The sequence below is a fragment of the Prescottella soli genome, assembly GCF_040024445.1.
In the GTDB taxonomy this organism is placed as follows: Bacteria; Actinomycetota; Actinomycetes; order Mycobacteriales; family Mycobacteriaceae; genus Prescottella; species Prescottella soli.
Genome location: NZ_CP157276.1, coordinates 401,286 through 421,041, shown reverse-complemented (window position 1 = coordinate 421,041; position 19,756 = coordinate 401,286). Strand labels below are relative to the sequence as shown.

At 70.9% G+C, this 19,756-nt stretch carries 20 protein-coding genes; 13 read left to right on the top strand and 7 right to left on the bottom strand.

Annotation, left to right across the window (positions count from 1 at the left end; all coding sequences use genetic code 11):
- The first annotated feature begins 19 nt into the window (after positions 1-19).
- Together ABI214_RS01960 and ABI214_RS01955 are read left to right on the top strand one after the other, a co-directional pair.
- A complete protein-coding gene (locus tag ABI214_RS01960; RefSeq protein ID WP_348605618.1) occupies positions 20-2,386 on the top strand; it encodes an excinuclease ABC subunit UvrA in 2,367 nt (788 codons plus the stop codon).
- A 63-nt stretch (positions 2,387-2,449) separates the two neighbouring features.
- A complete protein-coding gene (locus ABI214_RS01955; RefSeq protein ID WP_348605616.1) occupies positions 2,450-2,989 on the top strand; it encodes a hypothetical protein in 540 nt (179 codons plus the stop codon).
- A gap of 25 nt (positions 2,990-3,014) precedes the next feature.
- On the opposite strand, the gene ABI214_RS01950 is transcribed toward ABI214_RS01955, so the two are convergent.
- The 5 genes from ABI214_RS01950 to ABI214_RS01930 all read right to left on the bottom strand — a co-directional run bounded on the left by ABI214_RS01950 (position 3,015) and on the right by ABI214_RS01930 (position 8,857).
- Positions 3,015-4,448, bottom strand: a complete 1,434-nt coding sequence (locus tag ABI214_RS01950; protein WP_348605614.1) for a lipase maturation factor family protein — start codon at positions 4,446-4,448, stop codon at positions 3,015-3,017.
- 62 nt (positions 4,449-4,510) lie between these two features.
- Positions 4,511-5,497, bottom strand: a complete 987-nt coding sequence (locus tag ABI214_RS01945) for an LLM class F420-dependent oxidoreductase (protein WP_348605613.1) — start codon at positions 5,495-5,497, stop codon at positions 4,511-4,513.
- A gap of 45 nt (positions 5,498-5,542) precedes the next feature.
- The gene (locus tag ABI214_RS01940; protein WP_348605611.1) at positions 5,543-5,935 is read right to left on the bottom strand and encodes a YchJ family protein; all 393 of its coding nucleotides are present in this window, start codon (positions 5,933-5,935) and stop codon (positions 5,543-5,545) included.
- Positions 5,936-5,945: 10 nt separating this feature from the next.
- Entirely contained in the window at positions 5,946-7,310 is a 1,365-nt protein-coding gene (locus ABI214_RS01935) for a metallopeptidase TldD-related protein (protein ID WP_348605609.1), read from the bottom strand.
- Positions 7,307-8,857 carry a TldD/PmbA family protein gene (locus tag ABI214_RS01930; RefSeq protein WP_348605607.1) on the bottom strand — a complete coding sequence of 517 codons (1,551 nt, stop codon included), beginning with the start codon at positions 8,855-8,857 and terminating at the stop codon, positions 7,307-7,309. The genes ABI214_RS01935 and ABI214_RS01930 overlap by 4 nt, the downstream gene beginning before the upstream one ends.
- A 114-nt stretch (positions 8,858-8,971) precedes the next feature.
- Between ABI214_RS01930 and ABI214_RS01925 the strand changes: the two genes are divergently transcribed.
- The 6 genes from ABI214_RS01925 to ABI214_RS01900 all read left to right on the top strand — a co-directional run bounded on the left by ABI214_RS01925 (position 8,972) and on the right by ABI214_RS01900 (position 13,037).
- A complete protein-coding gene (locus tag ABI214_RS01925; RefSeq protein WP_348605605.1) occupies positions 8,972-9,289 on the top strand; it encodes a DUF6191 domain-containing protein in 318 nt (105 codons plus the stop codon).
- Between the two features lie 163 nt (positions 9,290-9,452).
- The gene (locus ABI214_RS01920) at positions 9,453-10,016 is read left to right on the top strand and encodes a cadmium resistance transporter (protein WP_348611137.1); all 564 of its coding nucleotides are present in this window, start codon (positions 9,453-9,455) and stop codon (positions 10,014-10,016) included.
- Between the two features lie 9 nt (positions 10,017-10,025).
- A complete protein-coding gene (locus ABI214_RS01915) occupies positions 10,026-10,433 on the top strand; it encodes a hypothetical protein (protein ID WP_348605603.1) in 408 nt (135 codons plus the stop codon).
- A 40-nt stretch (positions 10,434-10,473) separates the two neighbouring features.
- Complete coding sequence (locus ABI214_RS01910) at positions 10,474-11,085, top strand: DUF4304 domain-containing protein (RefSeq protein WP_348605601.1); 612 nt, start codon at positions 10,474-10,476, stop codon at positions 11,083-11,085.
- Positions 11,086-11,121: 36 nt separating this feature from the next.
- The gene (locus ABI214_RS01905; protein WP_348605599.1) at positions 11,122-12,318 is read left to right on the top strand and encodes a sensor histidine kinase; all 1,197 of its coding nucleotides are present in this window, start codon (positions 11,122-11,124) and stop codon (positions 12,316-12,318) included.
- A 38-nt stretch (positions 12,319-12,356) separates the two neighbouring features.
- Positions 12,357-13,037: a response regulator transcription factor gene (locus ABI214_RS01900; RefSeq protein ID WP_348605597.1), complete on the top strand. Its 681-nt coding sequence runs from the start codon at positions 12,357-12,359 to the stop codon at positions 13,035-13,037.
- Between the two features lie 13 nt (positions 13,038-13,050).
- Here ABI214_RS01900 and ABI214_RS01895 read toward each other — a convergent pair whose 3' ends face one another.
- Together ABI214_RS01895 and ABI214_RS01890 are read right to left on the bottom strand one after the other, a co-directional pair.
- Complete coding sequence (locus tag ABI214_RS01895; protein WP_348605595.1) at positions 13,051-13,683, bottom strand: hypothetical protein; 633 nt, start codon at positions 13,681-13,683, stop codon at positions 13,051-13,053.
- A 78-nt stretch (positions 13,684-13,761) separates the two neighbouring features.
- On the bottom strand, positions 13,762-14,412 hold the full coding sequence (locus ABI214_RS01890; protein WP_348605593.1) for a hypothetical protein: 651 nt from the start codon (positions 14,410-14,412) through the stop codon (positions 13,762-13,764).
- Between the two features lie 203 nt (positions 14,413-14,615).
- On the opposite strand from ABI214_RS01890, the gene ABI214_RS01885 reads away from it, so the two are divergent.
- From ABI214_RS01885 to ABI214_RS01865, 5 genes are all read left to right on the top strand, one after another.
- Entirely contained in the window at positions 14,616-15,107 is a 492-nt protein-coding gene (locus tag ABI214_RS01885) for an FxsA family protein (RefSeq protein ID WP_348605591.1), read from the top strand.
- A gap of 18 nt (positions 15,108-15,125) precedes the next feature.
- Positions 15,126-16,721 carry an amidohydrolase gene (locus ABI214_RS01880; protein WP_348605589.1) on the top strand — a complete coding sequence of 532 codons (1,596 nt, stop codon included), beginning with the start codon at positions 15,126-15,128 and terminating at the stop codon, positions 16,719-16,721.
- Positions 16,711-18,435, top strand: coding sequence for an apolipoprotein N-acyltransferase (gene lnt, locus ABI214_RS01875; RefSeq protein ID WP_348605587.1), 1,725 nt, complete (start codon positions 16,711-16,713; stop codon positions 18,433-18,435). Before ABI214_RS01880 ends, lnt begins: the two co-directional genes overlap by 11 nt.
- Positions 18,368-19,150, top strand: coding sequence for a polyprenol monophosphomannose synthase (locus ABI214_RS01870; RefSeq protein ID WP_348605584.1), 783 nt, complete (start codon positions 18,368-18,370; stop codon positions 19,148-19,150). Before lnt ends, ABI214_RS01870 begins: the two co-directional genes overlap by 68 nt.
- A 191-nt stretch (positions 19,151-19,341) precedes the next feature.
- Entirely contained in the window at positions 19,342-19,575 is a 234-nt protein-coding gene (locus tag ABI214_RS01865) for an MbtH family protein (RefSeq protein WP_348605582.1), read from the top strand.
- Positions 19,576-19,756 lie beyond the last annotated feature (181 nt).

Here is a 19,756-nt window from a genome sequence, read left to right as displayed (position 1 = left end):
CGCCACAGATGGAGACCCGATGAGCACGGATACCCCGCACGCCGCCGACAGTCACGACCTGATCCGCGTGCACGGTGCACGCGAGAACAACCTCAAGGACGTCAGCGTCGAGATCCCGAAGCGTCGGCTGACGGTGTTCACCGGTGTGTCCGGCTCGGGCAAGAGTTCCCTGGTGTTCAGCACGATCGCGGCCGAGTCGCAGCGGATGATCAACGAGACCTACAGCGCGTTCGTGCAGGGCTTCATGCCCACCCTGGCGCGCCCCGACGTCGACGTGCTCGAGGGGCTGACGACGGCGATCATCGTCGACCAGGAACGCATGGGCGCGAATCCGCGCTCGACGGTCGGCACCGCCACCGACGCCAACGCGATGCTGCGCATCCTGTTCAGCCGGCTCGGGAAGCCGCACATCGGCTCGCCGCAGGCCTTCTCGTTCAACGTCGCGTCGGTGAGCGGGGCGGGGGCGATCTCGGTGGAGAAGGCCGGACGGACCGTCAAGGAGCGTCGCAGCTTCAGCATCACCGGCGGCATGTGCCCGCGCTGCGAGGGCATGGGCAGGGTCTCGGACTTCGACCTGACCGCGCTGTACGACGACAGCAAGTCGCTCAACGAGGGCGCGCTGACCATCCCCGGTTACAGCATGGACGGTTGGTACGGCCGCATCTTCCGCGGCTGCGGCTTCTTCGACCCCGACAAGCCGATCGCCAAGTTCACCAAGAAGCAGCTCAACGATCTGCTCTACAAGGAGCCGACCAAGGTCAAGGTCGAGGGCGTCAACGTCACCTACGAGGGCCTGATCCCGAAGATCCAGAAGTCGTTCCTGTCCAAGGACCGCGAGGCGATGCAGCCGCACATCCGGGCATTCGTCGACCGCGCGATCACCTTCCAGACCTGCCCCGACTGCGAGGGCACCCGGCTGAGCGCGGAGGCGCGGTCGTCGAAGATCGACGGGGTCAGCATCGCCGACGTCTGCGCCATGCAGATCAGCGATCTCGCCGAGTGGGTGCGCGGGCTCGACGAGCCGTCGGCGGCGCCGCTGCTGAAGTCGCTGGGGGAGACGCTCGACTCGTTCGTCGAGATCGGGCTCGGCTACCTCAGCCTCGACCGCCCGGCGGGCACGCTGTCCGGCGGCGAGGCGCAGCGCACCAAGCTGATCCGGCACCTCGGGTCGTCTCTCACCGACGTCACCTACGTGTTCGACGAGCCGACGATCGGCCTGCACCCGCACGACATCGCGCGGATGAACGACCTGCTGCTGCAGCTGCGAGACAAGGGCAACACGGTGCTGGTCGTCGAGCACAAGCCCGAGGCGATCGCGATCGCCGACCACGTCGTCGACCTCGGCCCGCGCGCCGGCACCGAGGGCGGCGAGATCGTCTTCGAGGGCACCGTCGACGAGCTCCGGACCAGCGGCACCCTCACCGGCAAGCACCTCGACGACCGTGCGGCGCTCAAGCCGTCGGTGCGGACCTCGTCGGGAGCCCTGGAGGTGCGCGGCGCCGACACCCACAACCTGCGCGGCGTCGACGTCGACATCCCGCTGGGCGTGCTCGTCGTGGTGACCGGCGTGGCTGGGTCGGGCAAGAGCTCGCTGATCGGCGGGTCGGTGGCCAGGCGCGACGGCGTGGTGTCGATCGACCAGGGCGCGATCAAGGGCTCGCGGCGCAGCAACCCCGCCACCTACACCGGGCTGCTCGACCCGATCCGCAAGGCGTTCGCCAAGGCCAACGGCGTCAAGCCCGGCCTCTTCAGCGCCAACTCGGAGGGCGCGTGCCCCAACTGCAACGGCGCCGGGGTGGTGTACTCCGACCTGGCGATGATGGCCGGCGTCTCGACCCCCTGTGAGGTGTGCGAGGGCAAGCGCTTCCAGGCCGAGGTGCTCGACTACACGTTCGGCGGCAAGGACATCGCCGAGGTGCTCGGGATGTCGGTCGCGCAGGCCGAGGAGTTCTTCGGCTCCGGCGAGGCGAAACTCCCTGCAGCTCACAAGATCCTGGCGCGGCTGGCGGACGTCGGGCTCGGGTACGTCAAGATCGGTCAGCCCCTCACCACGCTGTCCGGCGGCGAGCGCCAGCGGCTCAAGCTGGCCACCCACATGGGGGAGAAGGGCGACGTCTACATCCTCGACGAGCCCACCACCGGTCTGCACCTCGCCGACGTGGAGAACCTGCTCGGCCTGCTCGACCGTCTCGTCGACTCCGGCAAGTCGGTGATCGTCATCGAGCATCACCAGGCCGTGATGGCGCACGCCGACTGGATCGTCGACCTCGGGCCCGGCGCGGGTCACGACGGCGGCCGGATCGTCTTCGAGGGCGCCCCTGCCGACCTGGTCGCCGACCAAACGACGCTCACCGGCAAGCACCTCGCGGACTACGTCGGCGGCTGACCGGGATCACGGCAATTCGGTGATCGTCAGCCGACCGGCCGGGCCGCGTGCTTCAATTCGCCCATGCGAAAAGCACTGCCCGCAGTCGCGTTGATCGCTATCTGGTTGGTTGCCGGCGCCGCACCCGCCGGCGCCGCCTCGTCTGTGGGCGCGCCGCAGCCATCCTGGTCCGGGGAGTACTCGGTCAAGCGCTTCGCGGCGACCAAGACCGGCACGAGTCTGGCGGCCCGGCAGTGGGAGCCCGACTTCGCCGACACCTACACGTTCGAGACGAGTTGTTCGGGCGGGACCTGCGTGGCGACCGTGATCGACGGGCCCAAGCCGGCCAACCCGACCCTCCCGCAACCGGCGCGATACACGTGGGACGGGACGAGCTGGGTCCATCCCTACGACTGGCAGTGGGACTGCTGGCAGGGCGAGGGCGTGCCCAAGGTGTGGGCGCCGGCGCACTCGGTGGCGTACTACACCCCGCAACGAGACGGCACGCTGGTCGGCTCGTGGCGCACCGACATCGCGAGCGGCCCCTGCGAAGGCTCGGTGATCATGAAGGTCGCGGCCTACCCCGTCGATCCGTCTCCCGGATCCGTCGGCAGCAGCAGCTGAGCCCAGCGGCGGCGGTGGTCCGAGACTACGGCGGCGCGCGCCGCGACACCGGCGGCAGGAACTCGGCCTCGAGGGTGCGGGCCCACCAGGCGCCGCTCTCGCGGCGTTCGTCGCGGGTGGTGAACCGGTAGCGGTACAGCCGCGCCCGGATCACCGCCGGCGGCGCGTCCGGGAACGGGTTGTGATGCAGCAGCTTCAACAGCGCCGTGTCCCCGTCGAGCAGGCGCTCGACCAGCCCGCCGAACCACGCCGTGGCGTAGCCGGGGGAGATCGCGGCGAACCACATCAGCCAGTCCAGCCGCAGGTGATACGGGGCGAACTGGTGGGGACGGCGACGCAGATCGCCCGGCTTGCCCTTGAACTCGTACGCTGACCATTCGCTCTCCGCCGTCGGATACTCGTCGCGGCACCCCTCGAGCACGATCTCGCGTCGCGTCTTCGTCACGTGCCCGAACGCCCCGTACGTGTTCACGAGGTGCCACGGATCGAACGACGCGTTCATCATCTGGTGGCTGGAGAAGAGGTTGCGTGCGGGACGGTAGCTCAGCGCCGCGACGGCGATCGTGACCGCGACGACGATCACCGCGAACCACACCGGTGCCGGGGCGATGTCCGACGGCGCCGCGACCGGCAGAATCGCCTCCCAGAACCCGTTCGGCAGCACCGACAGCCCCAGCACGATCGCGAGCCAGTTGAGCCACGCGAAGTTGCCGCTCGCCACCAGCCACAGCTGGGTCACGATCATGATCGCGGCGGCCCCGCCCGCCACCGGCTGCGGCACGAACAGGAAGAACGGCACGATCAGCTGGGTGACGTGGTTCCCCGCCACCTCCACCTTGTGCAGCGGACGGGGCAGTCGGTGGAAGTGCCAGCTCAGCGGGCCGGGCATCGGCTGCGTCTCGTGGTGGTAGTACAGGCAGGTCAGGTCGCGCCAGCACGGATCGCCGCGGATCTTGATCAGACCGGCGCCGAACTCGAGCCGGAACAGCAGCCAGCGCAGCAGCAGCAGCGTCAACAGCGGTGGCGCGGTGTGCGCGTTGCCGACGAACACCGCGAGCAGCCCCACCTCGAGCAGCAGTGATTCCCACCCGAACCCGTACCAGACCTGCCCCACGTTGACGATCGACAGGTACAGGCCCCACAGCGCCAGCCACCCGAGCATGCACAGCGGCAACGGCAGCAGGTCCAGCAACCCCAGCAGCGCGGCCGCCGCCAATCCCACCCCGGTCCACGCGGCGGCCGCGAAGAACCGGTCCGAGTAGTGCAGGTGGAAGATGCTCGGCGACCGCTGCCAGCGGGCCCCGGCGAGGAACCGGCGGATCGGCAGGATGCCGCCGTCCCCGATCAGCGGCCGGAACTGGTCGACCGCGACGAGGAAAGCGCACAGGTAGATGACGGCCAGCGCCTCCTTGAAGAGCAGCCGCCCCAGCCAGTATTGGTCGGCATCGAACCAGTCCACGACAAGGTCCCCTTGTCGCGGACGTTACTCGGGGCGTCGGCGGTGGGCCAGGGCCGGCCGACTCACGCCAGGTGCGGGAGCACCTCCTTCTCGAGCAGTTCCAGACCGGACGTGTCGTATGCGGCCTCGGGAACGTAGAAGATCGCGTACTCGAGGCCCTGCTTCTTCAGCGCGGTGAGGTTCTCGACGATCTGCTCCGGGGTGCCGACCGCCGGCATGCCCCGGAACGCGTCGAGGTAGGCGTCGGCCCGCTCCGGCCCGACGACCGGTGCGAGGCGGGCGCGCACGGCGTCGAGCCGCTCGCGCACCTCGGCCTCGGTGCGGCCGATCGCCAGGTTGTAGTTCGCGGACCGCACGATCGCGTCGAAGTCGGTGCCGACGTCGGCGCAGTGTTCGCGCAGGATCCGCGACTTGTGGGCGAAGCCCTCGGGGGTGCCGTCGAAGTTCGTGTACTGCGCGTACTTCGCGGCGATCTTCAACGTCACCTTCTCGCCGCCACCGGCGATCCACAGCGGGATTCCGCCGTCCTGCAGCGGAAGTGGACGCACGATCGCGCCGTCGACCTGGTAGTGGCGGCCGTCCAGCGTCGCGGTGCCGGTGGTCCACGCCTGCCGGAGGATCTGCACGCCCTCGTCCAGGCGGCCGAGCCGCTCGCCCGCCGACGGGAATCCGTAGCCGTAGGCGCGCCACTCGTGCTCGTACCAGCCGCCGCCGATGCCCATCTCGATGCGGCCGCCGGAGATGATGTCGGCGGTCGCGGCGACCTTCGCGAGGTAGGCGGGGTTGCGGTAGCTCATCGCGGTGCACATCTGGCCCAGGCGCACGCGCTCGGTGACCGCGGCGAACGCCGACATCAGCGACCACGCCTCGTGGGTGGCCTCGTCGGTGGGCGCGGGCACGGTGTGGAAATGGTCGTAGACCCAGATCGAGTCCCACGGCCCGCGGTCGGCCCGCAGCGCGAGATCACGCATCACCGGCCACTGGTCCGCCGGGTCGATGCCGACGAGATCGAGCCGCCAGCCCTGGGGTACGAACAGTCCGAAACGCATCTCGGTCCTTGTCTGTCGAGGGGAAGTGTCCGGGCGCCGGCCGAACTACGGCATCGCGTCCACGTAGAACCACCGTCCGTGCTCCCGGACGAATCGGCTGTGCTCGCGCATGGATCCGCGTTCGCCGTGGTCGGCGTAGTGGGCGACGAACTCGACTGTGCCGGTGTCGTCGAGCAGCCCGCCGCCGGCGGTGCGGAGCACGTCGAGGCGTCGCCACACCAGATCCGGGTCCAGCTCCAGGGTCGTCGGACGGGTGCTCGGATGCCAGGTCCGCAGCAGGTAGTCGGCGTCGCCGACCGCGAACGCGGCGTACCGCGAGCGCATCAACTGCTCCGCCGTGGGGGCGTCGGCGGTGTCGTCGTGGAAGCGGCCGCAGCACTGCCCGTACTGCTCCCCGGACAGGCAGGGGCAGCGGTCCTCGGGACCGATCGGTGCCATCACTTCTCCCTCACTGAGCCTGGCTCACCGACGACATGTGGAAGTCCGGAATCCGCATGGGCGGCATCGCGGTTCGCGTGAACCAGTCCTTCCACTCCCGCGGCAGGGTCGGCTCGGTGGCGCCGACCTCGGTCGCGCGGCGCAACAGATCGAGGGGGCTCTCGTTGAACCGGAAGTTGTTGACCGCCGCGGTGACCGCACCGTCCTCGACCAGGTACACCCCGTCGCGGGTCAGTCCGGTGAGCAGGGCGGTCGCCGGGTCCACCTCGCGGATGTACCACAGCGTCGTGAGCAGCAGGCCTCGTTCCGTGCCGGCCACCAGGTCGTCGAGCGTCGCGGCGCTCCCGCCGGTGAGCAGCAGGTTGTCGCCGGGCACCGCGACCGGCGCCTCGAACTCCGCGGCGGCCGCGCGCGGATACGCCAGCGCGTGGATGACGCCGTCGCGGATCCAGTCGACCCGGGCGGCGTCCATGCCGTTGTCGAACACCGAGACCGTGTCGGACGACGCGGTGGTCGCGACGAACGGCGAGTACGCGAGTCGGTCGGCGCGCGGATCCGAGTACAGGGTCAGCGGGATGTCGGTGAGCCGCTCGCCGACGCGGGTGCCGCCGCTGCGGGAGAGCGCGGTGTGCCCCTCCTGCGCGCCGCGGCCCTCCATCGCCCACATCAGCGGGATCATCAGGTCCGACACCGCCGACGGCGGCAGCACCGTCTCGTAGCGTCCGGCGGGCAGCGCGACCGTCCGCGCGGACCAGTCCAGCCGGCGGGACAGCTCCGACAGCAGGTCCGGGACGGACACGTCGGCGAAGTCGAGGCTGGCCGTGCCCACCCAGGCGCTCGCGTCGCCGCGCTTGCCGTTGATCTCGATCGAGCCGGTCGGCTGGGTGTACCGGCGCCGGATGCCGGTCGACGTCCCGAGCCAGGTGCTGTGCATCTGGTGGTGGGCGAAGCCGTACAGCCGGTCGGCGCCGTCGAACCCGTCCGCCAGACCGGGCACGAGCGTCTCGAACACCCCGACCCCCGTCGCCGCGGCGCCGTCCGACCATCCGGCGTCCGCGCCGTCACCGGTCAGCAGGTCCATCGCGTCCTCGGCCGGCGGCGCCGAGCGGGCGGCCGCCTCGCTGGCCCGCACGACGTCGACGATCGCGTCCGCGTCGACCGTCGAGGACGTCACCGCGCCGACCCTCGCGGTACCGTCGTCGGAGCGGATCACCGACAGCACGGTCCAGGACCGCGACGTCGAGACCCCGTTGGTGGTCATCGAATTGCCGGCCCAGCGCAACGACGCCTCGCTCGCGTCGGTGACCAGCACCATCGTCTCGTCGGCCGTGGAGAGGGCCAGCGCCTTCTCGACGAGTTCCTGTGCGGCGATCATCGCCCGCCCTCCGTTCGGGTGTTGAGCACGCCCACGCCGCGGAACAGCGCCGACGGGCAGCCGTGGCTGACCGCCGCCACCTGGCCGGGTTGCGCCTTGCCGCAGTTGAATGCGCCGCCGAGACGCCACGTGGACGGCCCGCCGACCGCCTCCATCGCGCCCCAGAAGTCCGTCGTCGTCGCCTGGTACGCGACGTCGCGCAGCTGCCCGTCGAGCCGGCCGTCCCGGATCCGGAAGAACCGCTGGCCGGTGAACTGGAAGTTGTAGCGCTGCATGTCGATCGACCAGCTCTTGTCGCCGACGACGTAGATGCCGTCCTCGACGCGGGAGATGAGGTCCGCGGTGGTGGTGTCGGCGACCGGATCGGGCTGCAGCGACACGTTCGCCATCCGCTGGATCGGCACGTGGTGCGCCGAATCGGCGTACGAGCACCCGTTGGAGCGGTCCAGGCCGAGGCGGGGCGCGAACACCCGGTCGAGCTGGTAGCCGACCAGCGTCCCGCCCCGCACCAGGTCCCAGCGTTGCGCGGCGACGGCGTCGTCGTCGAACCCGACGCTCGCGAGCCCGTGCGGCTCGGTGCGGTCCGCGGTGACGTGCATGATCGGCGTGCCGTACCGCAAGGTGCCCAGCAGGTCGGGCGTCGCGAACGACGTCCCCGCGTACGCGGACTCGTATCCGATGGCGCGATCGTATTCGGTTGCGTGGCCGATGGATTCGTGGATGGTGAGCCACAGGTTGGTGGGGTCGATCACGAGGTCGGTCGGGCCCGCCGTGACGCTCGGCGCCGCGATCTTCTGCGCGAGCAGCCCGGGGATCTCGGCGAGTTCGGCATCCCATTCCCAGCCGGTGCCGGTCACGTACTCCCAGCCGCGACCCACCGGCGGGGCGAGGGTGCGCATCGTCTCGAAGGTGCCGGCCTCGGCGTCCACCGAGACGGCCTCGAGCTCGGGATGCAGCCGCACCCGCTGCTGGGTGATCGTCGACCCGGCCAGGTCGGCGTAGAACGTCTGCTCCTTGACCTGCAGGCAGTTCGCGGTGACGTGGTCGATGCCGTCGGCGTCGAGCAGGCGCCGCGAGTAGTCGGCGAGCAACCCGACCTTGTCGGCGGTGGCGACCGTGAACGGGTCGGTGGCGTAGCCCGACACCCAGGTGACGTCCCGGTACGCGGGTTCCGGTGCGAGCACCACCCGTTCGCGGTTGAGGCTGCGCAGCGCGCGGGCCACCTCGACGGCCTCTGCCGCGACGGCCGCCGCCCGCTCCGGGGTCAGCTCGGCGTGCGACGCGAACCCCCAGGTTCCGTCGACCACGACGCGCACCGCGAATCCGGACTCGGCGCCGTCCTGCACGGACTGGACCTTGCCGTCCCGCAGCCGCAGCGACTGGGTCACCAGGCGGTGCACCCGCAGATCGGCGTGCTCGGCGCCGGCGGCCCGGGCGACGGACAGCGCGGCGTCGGCCAGGGCATGCAACGGCAGGGTGGTGAATTCGGGGTCGACCGGGTGGTCGGACGCGGCTGCGGGCGGGACGGCGCCGTGAGTGACGATCACGAGGCCAGCCTAGTCGGCGTCTCGACGTCGACAGGCATCCAACAGAATCGGTCGTGGACGATCGCCGACGACGAACGCCCTGGATGGTCGTGCGCGCCCCTCTACACTCGTCGTATGGGGCTGCTCTGGGCGATGACACTGCCTGGCCTGGCTTGCCTACTGGTCGTCCTGGCGTTCGTCGAAGTCGCGTGGAATCGCGCGACCGGCCGCGGACTGCTGCCCTGGTTTCGCCACCGCAAGTCCCGCAGCGTCGCCGCCACCGGGTTCGAAGAGGTCGCGGCCCTGTTCCAGGGTTCGAAACACCACGAATTCGAGCAACGCCAGACCGAATTGATGCACCGCGAGGACGGGACGGACGGGGCGCCGCCACGGATCCGCGTGGATCTGGAATCAGGTTCGGTGCGGGTCAGGCGATCCGACGACCCTGAGTGACTTCCCTTCGCAGCCGATCACCGCCGAGTCCTGGTACGCCGAATCACCGAATCTGTGGCCGGATTCGAGCCCGGTAGTGTCCGCGCCGATATCCAGCGTGCACGAGGAGACGGCGTGAATCCGGGAGTGATCGGCCAGGCGATCGGGGCGTTCGCGGACCAACATCGACGACCTGCTCGTTCTCGCCGTCTTCTTCGGGCAGGCGCCCGGCCATCGCGGAGCCGCCATGCGGGTCGTCGCAGGCCAGTACCTCGGATTCATCGCGATCCTGGCGGTCTCGATCGCGACCGCGGTCGCCGGATCGGCGCTGCTGCCACCCGAGGTGCTCCCGTACCTCGGGCTCGTGCCGCTCGCGCTCGGGCTCCGGGCCGGGTGGAGCGCCTGGCGTACCCGCCGCAGCGAACCCGACGACCCCGACCCGTCGGCCGGGGCCGAGACTCGAACGGGCCCGGGAATCTGGGAGGTGGCTGCCGTCACCTTCGCGAACGGCGGCGACAACATCGGCGTCTACGTGCCGATCTTCGCTGTCGCGTCGGTGCCCACGATGTCGCTGTTCGCCCTGGTCTTCCTGATCTGTGTGGCGCTCTGGTGCCTCGCCGGCCGGTACTTCGCGTCCCATCCGGTCATCGCCCGGATACTCACCCGCTGGGGTCACGTCATCCTGCCCGTAGCCCTGGTCGCGATCGGCCTCACGATCCTCATCGAAGGCGGCGCCTTCGGCATCTAGGCTGGCGCCGTGTTTCGATCCCTCCGGTCCAGGCGATCCGACGACGCGCGTGCGCCCTACGATCCGCGAGAGCTGTTGCGCGCCTACGAGCGTCACGCGACCCGTGAGGTCCGGCCCGGCGGCGACTTGCTGATCGGGATTCCGCTGCGCGACGGGAACACCCTGGAGGTCACCGTCCCGGACCCGTCGGCCGACTGGATCGACTCACGAGTTCGCGGGCTCTGCACCTCGCTGGGCGAGATGGACCGGCGCGCCCAGCGCACCCTGCGCGGCGAGTTCTGCATCGGCTGGATCGAACTCGACTCGACGCACCACGGCACCATCGACTACTGGGCGATCGGCGTCAACAGCGAGTACGCCGTCGACATCGCGTGGACCGGCAACGGCTGGGAAGAATCGCCGACCGCGACGGATTGACGCGCGCGCCGCCCAGACCCCGCTGGTAGGTTGTGCGGCCGTGGATGATTCGGTGTCCGTGGGCTTCGACGGTGTCGAGCGCGATCATGTCCGGCCGTTCCTGAAGGGCCTCGGTTTCCGGAAGCGCGCGCTCGTCTTCACCCGCGTGCGCGACGGCCTGACCGATGTCGTGTCCTTGCAGCGGTCCTCGGGGAACGCCGGCGGCAACGTGCGTTTCTACGTGAACTGCGGCGTCTACTCCCCGGAGTTCGCGACCACGATCGGCGAGGCGGTCACCGAACGCCCGCGCGAGGTCGACTGCCAGTTCCGGTGCCGCCTCGAAAGCCTGGCGCCGGCGGCTCCGCCGTGGTTCGAGCTCACCGAGGACACGCCCGCCGAACCGCTCGGCTCCGCGGTGGTCGCGGCGCTGGCGACGGCGGTGCCCGCGCTCGGCGACATCGACACGACCGACGCGCTCGCGGCCCGCATCAGCGGCGGCGTGGCGATCGAAGCGTTCCGGTATCGCGTGGCCACCGAGGACTGGGAGTCCGCGCGAGCGCTCTACCGGTCCATCCGCGCCGAGTTCGGCGGAGCGGCGCGCTGGCCGCGGATCGACGACAACCTCAGGCGCCACGTACCCGAGCCGAATCTCGCCCTGGTCACGTCCCCGTAGCGGTCGCGCGGGCGACGACCTCCTACGCTGCTGGCCATGCGGAGGTTCAGTCTGTGGCTGCGGGAGCGGCCGATGGTTGCCGACGCGATGCTCGCGGGGCTGCTGTTCGCGCTCGAGGTCGCGTCGGCGTTCGGTCGGACGGCGCCGGTGCTGTACGTGCTCACCGGTGCCGGGCTGTCCCTGCCGATCGCGTGCCGGCGCCGCCACCCGCGGGCCGCGGCGACCGCCGTGCTCGTCATGTCGATCGTCTGCACCCTCACGCTGTACGCGACCGGTGAGCTGAACACCGAGGAGGGCTCGCATCCCGCGGTGTTCGCGCTCGCGGTGTCGCTCTACAGCCTCGTGGCGTACGTGGGCCGGCGCGCGGCGGCGTACTACGTGATCGGGCTCGTGATCGACGCCGCCGTGTCGCTCCGTCTGTTCGACGAGGATGTGCTCGCGCTCTCGATCTTCTGGACGCTCGCGTACGCGCTGTCGTGGATCCTCGCCGAGTTCATCGGCGCCCGCCGCGCCTACGACGAGGAGGTCGCCGCGCGGCTGGCGGTCGCCGAACTCGAGCGGGATCGTCGAGCGGACGACGCCGTCTACGCCGAGCGCACCCGCATCGCCCGCGAACTGCACGACGTCGTGGCGCACGCCGTGAGCGTCATGATCGTGCAGGCCGACGGCGCGTCGTACGCCCTGCGCCGCGACCCGGAGAAGGCCGAGCGGGCGCTGTCCAACATCGCCGGGACGGGCCGGGAGGCGTTGGCCGAACTGCGCCGCACCGTCGCGCTGCTGCGCACGCCCCAGACCCCCGCGGAGATGCCGCAGCACGGGACGGCGGGAGTCGCGCGGGTGGTCGAGACGATGCGCGAGGCCGGGCTGGCGGTGGAGCTGACCCAGTCGGGCGCCATCGACGACGTCCGTCCGGCGGTGAGCCTCGGCGTGCACCGGCTGGTGCAGGAGTCGCTGACCAACGTCCTGCGGCACGCGGGCGCCGACCCGAAGGCGTGGGTCCACGTCGCCCGCCGCGAGAACGACGTGCTGGTCGAGATCGTCGACAACGGCAGTGCGCGGTACGGCAGCAGCGGACGCCGCCGAGCCGCCCGCGCCGGGCTCGACGGCAGCGGCAACGGACTCGTCGGCATGCGGGAGCGGGTCGCGGTCCTCGGCGGCACCCTAGAGGCCGGTCGACGGCGCGACGGCGGATGGACCGTCCGTGCCGAACTACCGCTCGACCCCGATCGATGAACGTGCAACCGGGCCGCGCCACCCACTAGATTCGTTCCGTGCCGATCTCCGTTCTTCTCGTCGACGACCAGGAACTCATGCGCATGGGCCTGACCATGGTGCTCGACGCACACGACGACATCGTCGTGGTGGGGGAGGAGGGGGACGGCGCGGCGGCGATCCGCTCCGCGCGCGCCCTGCAGCCCGACGTCGTGCTCATGGACGTGCGGATGCCCGTCGTCGACGGTGTCGCGGCGACCGAGCGGATCCTCGAGTCCGGCGGCCCCACCAAGGTGCTCGTGATGACCACGTTCGACCTCGACGAGCACGCACTGGCCGCGCTGCGGGCCGGTGCCAGCGGATTCCTGCTCAAGGACACCCCGCCCGAGGACCTGGTCTCGGCGATCCGCAGCGTCGCGGCCGGGGACGCGGTCGTCTCCCCGCGGGTGACGCGGCGCCTGCTGTCCCGCTTCCTGCGCGACGACCTGCCGCCGTCGCGTGATCCCGCGATCCTCGATGTCCTCACCGACCGGGAACGCGAGGTGCTGTGCCTGGTCGCGGGCGGCCTGTCGAACTGCGAGATCGCCGCGAAGCTGTACCTGTCCGAGGCGACGATCAAGTCGCACGTGGGACGGGTGCTGGCCAAGCTGGGACTGCGGGACCGCGTCCAGGCCGTCGTCCTGTCCTACGAGACGGGCCTGGTGCGGCCCGGAGCGGGATCGACGCAGCGTCGGGCGTAGCGCGGCGCGATCGTCACGAGACAACTGCGTCGACAGCCTCAGCCCGACGGCGACGTCTCGAGTCGGCGACGAACCGGGCTGTCACGACGGCGGCGGCCACCGCGGCGGCCGCGAACACGATCCCTTGTGCCCACGCCGCGGCGGGGTTCGCCGCCGAAGCCCCCGTGCTGGGTGGCAGCACGAGCATCTGCACGGCGGCCCCGACCGGTACCGTCAGGCCGGCCAGCAAGCCGATCACTCCGGCGTCGTTGATGCTCGCGCCCACGGCTCCGAGGGGGAGCCCCAGGACTGCGGCGGCGATCGACCACTGAACCAGCTCGGGTCCGTACAGGGCCAGCGGCTCCTCGCGCAGGATCGAATCGGATAAGTAGTACACGGTCGTGGCGGAGATGAGGGCCAGTGCGCCGGCGGCCGCGCCCGACATCCGGACTCCCGTCAGCGCCCCCGCGACCACTGCGAGCGCCGCCCATGCCCACCCGGCGTCGAGAAGAAGCGTGGTGACCTCCGCCGTGGACGCCCAGCCCGTGCCCGCGATCCGACTCCCGATGGCGCCCATCGGCGAGGCCACCTCGTTCATCACCGAGGTCACCGCACCGAACCCCGACCCCAGCACGAGGGCGACGACCACGCTTCTCCTGATGCTCACGCCGCGACGATACGCAGGGCGGAATACAGAAGGATTCCTCCCGTCGTCCGGGAGGAATCCTTCGGAGGGCATGACCGTCTACGCGGTGAACTGGCCGACGGTGCCGAGCGCGGTGCAGGTGGTGCCCGACTGGTACTTCACCTGACCGAACAGGGCGGCCAGGACGTTGCCCTCGCCGGTGTCGACGGTCTTCGACAGCGTGGGCACGTTCGCGAGCGAGTCGTCGAGCGGCACGACCCCACCCTTGAGAGTGGTGGTGTTGAACCAGGCGACCTGCAGATCCGATTCCTTGGGGATGTCGAGGTGGGCCGGGACCGCCTGGAAACGCAGCTTGCCGCGCTCGATCCACGGCGGGAGCGGGAAGTTGGGGCCGGCCTGCGCGCTCGCGACGGTCACCGTCATCGGGTTGCCGGCGACCCCGCACCCGAACGTCGGCGCCGGGAACAGGAAGTCCTTCGCGGTGGTGACGCCGACCTCGTGGCCGGTGGCGCCCTCGATGATCTCGGTGACGCCGGGGGTTCCGAGCAGGCCACCGAGCAGATCGGACGCCTGCGGCACGTTCTTCGTCAGCTCGCCGAGCAGACCCTGCAGGGTCGGGGGAGCGGCCGGCGCGGGAGCGGCCACGGCCACCCCGGAGAACACGACGGCGCCGGCCGCGGTGGCGGCGACGGCGGCGGAGAGCCGGACGAGCAGTCGGCGCGCGGGGCCCCGCTCGGATCGTCGTGACATGTGGACTCCTCCCTGAGGGATCGGCCCTCCCAGCCGATCGGTTCTGGTACTGCACCACGCGAGAAGTCTCTACGTCAACTTTAGGGTTAGACCGTTACGGGATCGAATCCGAGCGCCTGGGAGCATTCCGGGGCCGTCGCTCGTTGAGCAGTCAGAGCACCCGCCACACCCACGGCCGGCGCCCGCCACCGAAAGGACCCACCATGATCGCCCTGCTGTTCGTTCTCTACGTAGTGGTGGAGGTCGGCGCCCTGATCTGGGTGGGTTCCACGATCGGCGTGCTGTGGACGGTGCTGCTCCTGATCGCCGGATCGGCGGTGGGCATGGTGCTGGTCAAGTCCCAGTGGCGTGTGGTGATGGACGGGTTCCGGCGCGCGTCGCGCGGGGAGGGGTCCCCGACGGGCGCGGTCGCGGACGGCGCGATGGTCGCCGCCGGTTCGGTGCTGATGTTCGTGCCCGGACTGGTGACGTCGGTGCTCGGTCTGCTGATGCTGCTGCCGCCGACGCGGTGGGCGCTGCGTCCGGCGGCGGTCCTGCTCGCCGGCAAGAAGGCGAGCGTCACGCTCACCGGGGTCGAGTTCGCGTCGCGGGCCGCCGGGGCGCGGCGGGGCACCGTCATCGACGGCGAGGTCGTGGACGTGTACCCCGACTTCGGGCCCGACAGCCCGACCCAGGGACCCCGCGCGCTGCCGTAACAGGCAGACTGGACGTCCGTGAGTACCCAACTGTTGGTCGACGGCCGTATCTACAGTCCCAGCGCACCCGACGCGACCGCGATGGCGGTCACCGACGGCGTCGTGGTCTGGGTCGGCGAGGACCGTCCGGGCCGCGCGCTGCATCCCGACGCGGAGATCGTCGAACTCGACGGCGCCTTCGTCACCCCCGGTTTCGTCGACACGCACGTCCACGTGACCGCCCTCGGCCTGCAGTTGACGGGTCTCGATCTCAGCGGCGCCCGCGACAAGGCCGAGTGCCTGGACCTGCTGCGCCACTTCGCGCGCGAACGCGACGACGCCGTGATCTGGGGTCAGGGCTGGGACGACACCCGCTGGCCTGACGCCGCGCCGACCACGGCCGAACTCGACGAGGCCGCGCCCGGCCGCGCCGTGTACCTCACGCGCATCGATGCGCATTCCGCGCTGTGCTCGACCCCGCTGCGGCAGTCCGCGTCCGGGCTGGCATCGGCCGCCGGCTTCTCGCCCGACGGGGCGCTGACCGGCGACGCGCACCACGTGGCCCGCGCGCAGGCGCGCGCCCTGGTGACTCCGGCGCAGCGCGCGGCGGCCCGCACCGCGGCCCTCGACCATGCTGCGGCGCAGGGCATCGTGGCCGTCCACGAGTGCGGCGGCCCCGACATCGGTGGCCTCGACGACTTCCGCGAACTGCTGGCGCTGTCCCACGGCGTCGAGGTGCGCGGCTACTGGGGCGAGGCCGTCGACTCCCCGGAGGCGGCCACCGAACTTCTCGCCCGGACCGGCGCGCACGGCCTCGGCGGCGACCTGTTCATCGACGGCGCCCTCGGCTCGCGGACGGCGGCGCTGCTCGATCCGTACCACGACTGCGCCGGCCACCACGGCAACAACTACCTCGACGTCGACGCGGTCGCCGCCCACGTGCGCGCCTGCACGCTCGCGGGCATCCAGGCCGGATTCCACGTGATCGGCGACGCCGCCGTCACCGCCGCCGTCGCGGCGTTCGCGACCGTCGCCGGTGAGCTCGGCGGCCCGGCGCTCGCCGCCCGCGGCCACCGGCTCGAGCACCTCGAGATGGTCACCCCGGAACAGGCGGCGCAGCTCGGCGGGTGGGGTGTGATCGCGAGCATGCAGCCGGTCTTCGACGCGCTGTGGGGCGGGCCCGACGGCATGTACGCGCAGCGCCTCGGCGCCGACCGGGCCGCGGGGATGAACCCGTTCGCGCCCATCGCCGCGACCGGGATGTCGCTGGCATTCGGTTCGGACGCCCCCGTGACCCCGATCGAGCCGTGGGCGATGCTGCGCGCGGCCGTCCACCACCACACTCCCGGCAGCGGCGTCTCGCCGCGCGCCGCGTTCTCGGCCGCGACCCGCGGCGCGTGGCGTGCCGGTGGTGTCCGGGACGGCATGGCCGGCACCCTGACACCGGGCGCGCCCGCGTCGTACGTGATCTGGGACGCTGACGAGCTGGTCGTCTCGGCCCCCAAGGACTCGGTGCAGCGGTGGTCCACCGACCCCCGCTCCCGCGTGCCCGCCCTGCCGCGGCTCGAGGACGGCGCCCGCACGCCGGTGTGCCTGCGCTCGGTGCACCGCGGAGTCACCGTTCATGAGCAGTGATGACCGCGGCGGCCGACGGCCGCTGACCGCGACGCTGCGCGATTGCGTCCTGGCGGTCGCGGCCGGCCTGCTGCTGTTCGCGAGCTTCCCGCCGCGGACACTGTGGTTCCTGGCGCCGCTCGGTGTCGCACTGCTGACCGCGGTGCTCACCGACTACGGGCGCCGCGGCCGAACCCTGAGGGCCGGCTTCGGCTACGGCTACCTGGCGGGTCTCGCATTCCTCGTCGCGCTGCTGCCGTGGGTCGGGGAGTACGTCGGGCCGCTGCCGTGGCTGGCCCTGTCCGCGGCCGACGCGGTGTTCATCGGTCTGTTCGGTCTCGGTGCGGTGCTCGTCGCGCGACTCCGTGCGCCGCTGTGGGTGGTGGCGCTCGCGATCGCCGCGGTGTGGAGCCTCACCGAATGGCTGCGCTCGTCGGTGCCGTTCGGCGGATTCCCTTGGGGGCGGCTCGCATTCGGTCAACCCGAGGGCTGGCTGCTGCCGTTGGCGGCGCTGGGTGGCGCACCGCTGCTCAGCTTCGGGGTGGCCCTGACCGGCGCCGGCCTCGCCGTGCTGGCGTTCGTCGTGGCCCGGCGCGCCTCGGTGCGGTCGCTGATCGGCCCGGTCGTGGTCACCTGCGCCGCGTCGGTCGTCGCACTGGCGACGGTGCCTTACGTGCACGCCGACGCCGACGCCGACGGCGACCGGACGATCACGGTCGCCGCGATCCAGGGCAGCGTGCCCCGGTTGGGGCTCGAGTTCAACGCGCAGCGTCGCGCGGTGCTCGACAACCACGTCCGACGCACCTTCCAGCTCGCCGACGACGTCGCCGCCGGCCGGCAGCCGCAGCCCGACGTGGTGGTGTGGCCGGAGAACGCGTCGGACATCGACCCGCTCCGGAACGCCGACGCCGCCGCCGAGATCACCGCGGCGTCGGAAGCGGTGGGGGCGCCGATCCTCGTGGGCGCGGTCCTGGTCAATCCCGATCACACCACCACGAACTCGGTGATCGTCTGGAACGGCGATCAGGGCCCGGGCGAGCGCCACGACAAGCGGATCATCCAGCCGTTCGGCGAGTACCTGCCGTACCGCGACTTCTTCCGGCACTTCTCGTCGTACGCGGACCAGGCCGGCAACTTCGTGCCCGGACACGGCAACGGTGTCGTGACCGCCGCCGGCATCCCCATCGGTGTGGCCACCTGCTACGAGGTGGCGTTCGACCGCGCCCTCACCCAGTCGGTGCGGGACGGCGCGCAGCTGATCGCGGTGCCGACGAACAACGCGACGTTCGGCGACACCGAGATGACCTACCAGCAGCTCGCGATGTCGCGGGTGCGGGCCGTCGAGCATCGCCGGGACGTCGTCGTCGCGGCCACCAGCGGTGTGAGCGCGATCATCGGCGCGGACGGTTCGGTCCAGCAGGAGACCGCTCTCTTCGAGCCGGCGGCCCTCGTGTCGCAGGTCTCACTGCGTACCGGTACTACGCTGGCAACTCGGCTCGGCCCGATTCCGGAGGTTCTCCTGTGTCTCGGGGCCGTCGTCGCCCTCGTGTTCGCCGCCGTGCGCGGCCGTCGGGGCGGCGAGTCGACGAGCACGACGACGCAGCGGGCGGATTGCGCCGTCCCGGATACGAACGATGCGCCGGCCAGCACCGGTGGGGAGGATCTCGATGTCAGCGGCGACAGGGGGAAGCACGCAGCCCAGCGCACGGACCCTGGTGATCATTCCGACGTATGACGAACGCGAGAATCTGCCGCTGATCGTCGGTCGGCTCCACGCCGCGCTGCCGGGCGCCCATGTGCTGGTCGTCGACGACGGCAGCCCCGACGGCACCGGCGTCCTCGCGGACGAGCTGGCGGCGGCCGACGTCGCCGGGCGCATCCATGTGATGCACCGCACGGAGAAGAACGGCCTCGGCGCCGCGTACATCGCCGGGTTCCGCTGGGGACTCGCGCGGGACTACACCGTGCTCGTCGAGATGGACGCCGACGGCAGCCACGCGCCCGAGCAGTTGCACCGGCTGCTCGAGAAGGTCGACGCCGGCGCCGACCTCGTCCTGGGGTCGCGGTACGTGCCGGGCGGCACCGTCGTCAACTGGCCCAAGCACCGCGAGTGGCTGTCCCGCGGCGGCAACCTCTACTCGCGCCTCGCGCTGGGCGTGAAGATCCGGGACATCACCGGCGGCTACCGCGCGTACCGGCGTGCGGTCCTCGAGGCGCTCGATCTGGGCCCGGTCGAATCGCACGGCTACTGCTTCCAGGTGGACCTGGCGTGGCGCGCGATCAACGCAGGTTTCACGGTCACCGAGGTTCCTATCACGTTCACCGAGCGTGAGCTCGGCGAGTCGAAGATGAGCGGCAACATCGTCCGCGAGGCACTGCTGAAGGTGACCCAGTGGGGTCTGACCAAGCGGCTCGGGAAGGCGAAGGCGCTGGTCGGGTCGTCACGCTAGCGGTCCTCGCGACCGCCGAACCATGGTTTCCACCCGTGCGCCCCGTGGGTGCTCTCCCGTCACAGGCGAGGCATCGACGGGGCTCGAGTGCGTTCGAAGCGCCTAGCATGGTGTAACGGACCCGGCAGGGCGCTCGATCTAACTTGTGGTGTGCACCACTCTGCATCGGAACACGATCGAGAGGTGAAGTGGTGACAAGTCCATCAAGTCCCTTTGACGACCCCCAGGCCGACTACCTGGTGTTGGTGAACGAGGAGAACCAGCACTCGTTGTGGCCGGCGTTCGCCGACGTTCCCAACGGCTGGGTGATAGCGCACGGGAGGGCGTCTCGCCACGCCTGTGTCGACTACATCGACCGCAACTGGACGGACCTCCGGCCGAGCGCTGCGCTGGCCGCGGGGGAGCGTGATCCGTCGCCCGACTAGGCGGCTCGATCGCGCCACGCGACACCCTCGATCCGACCCCCTTTCGCGGGGGTCCGGACCATTCGGACCGAAGGGTCATTTTTACCTATCTACCAGGCCAAATGGGGATTCGAAGCGGAGCTGGGAAACCATCCGAGCGCCGAAAGGATCTTGATATGGTGTGGTCCCGATGCAACCGGGG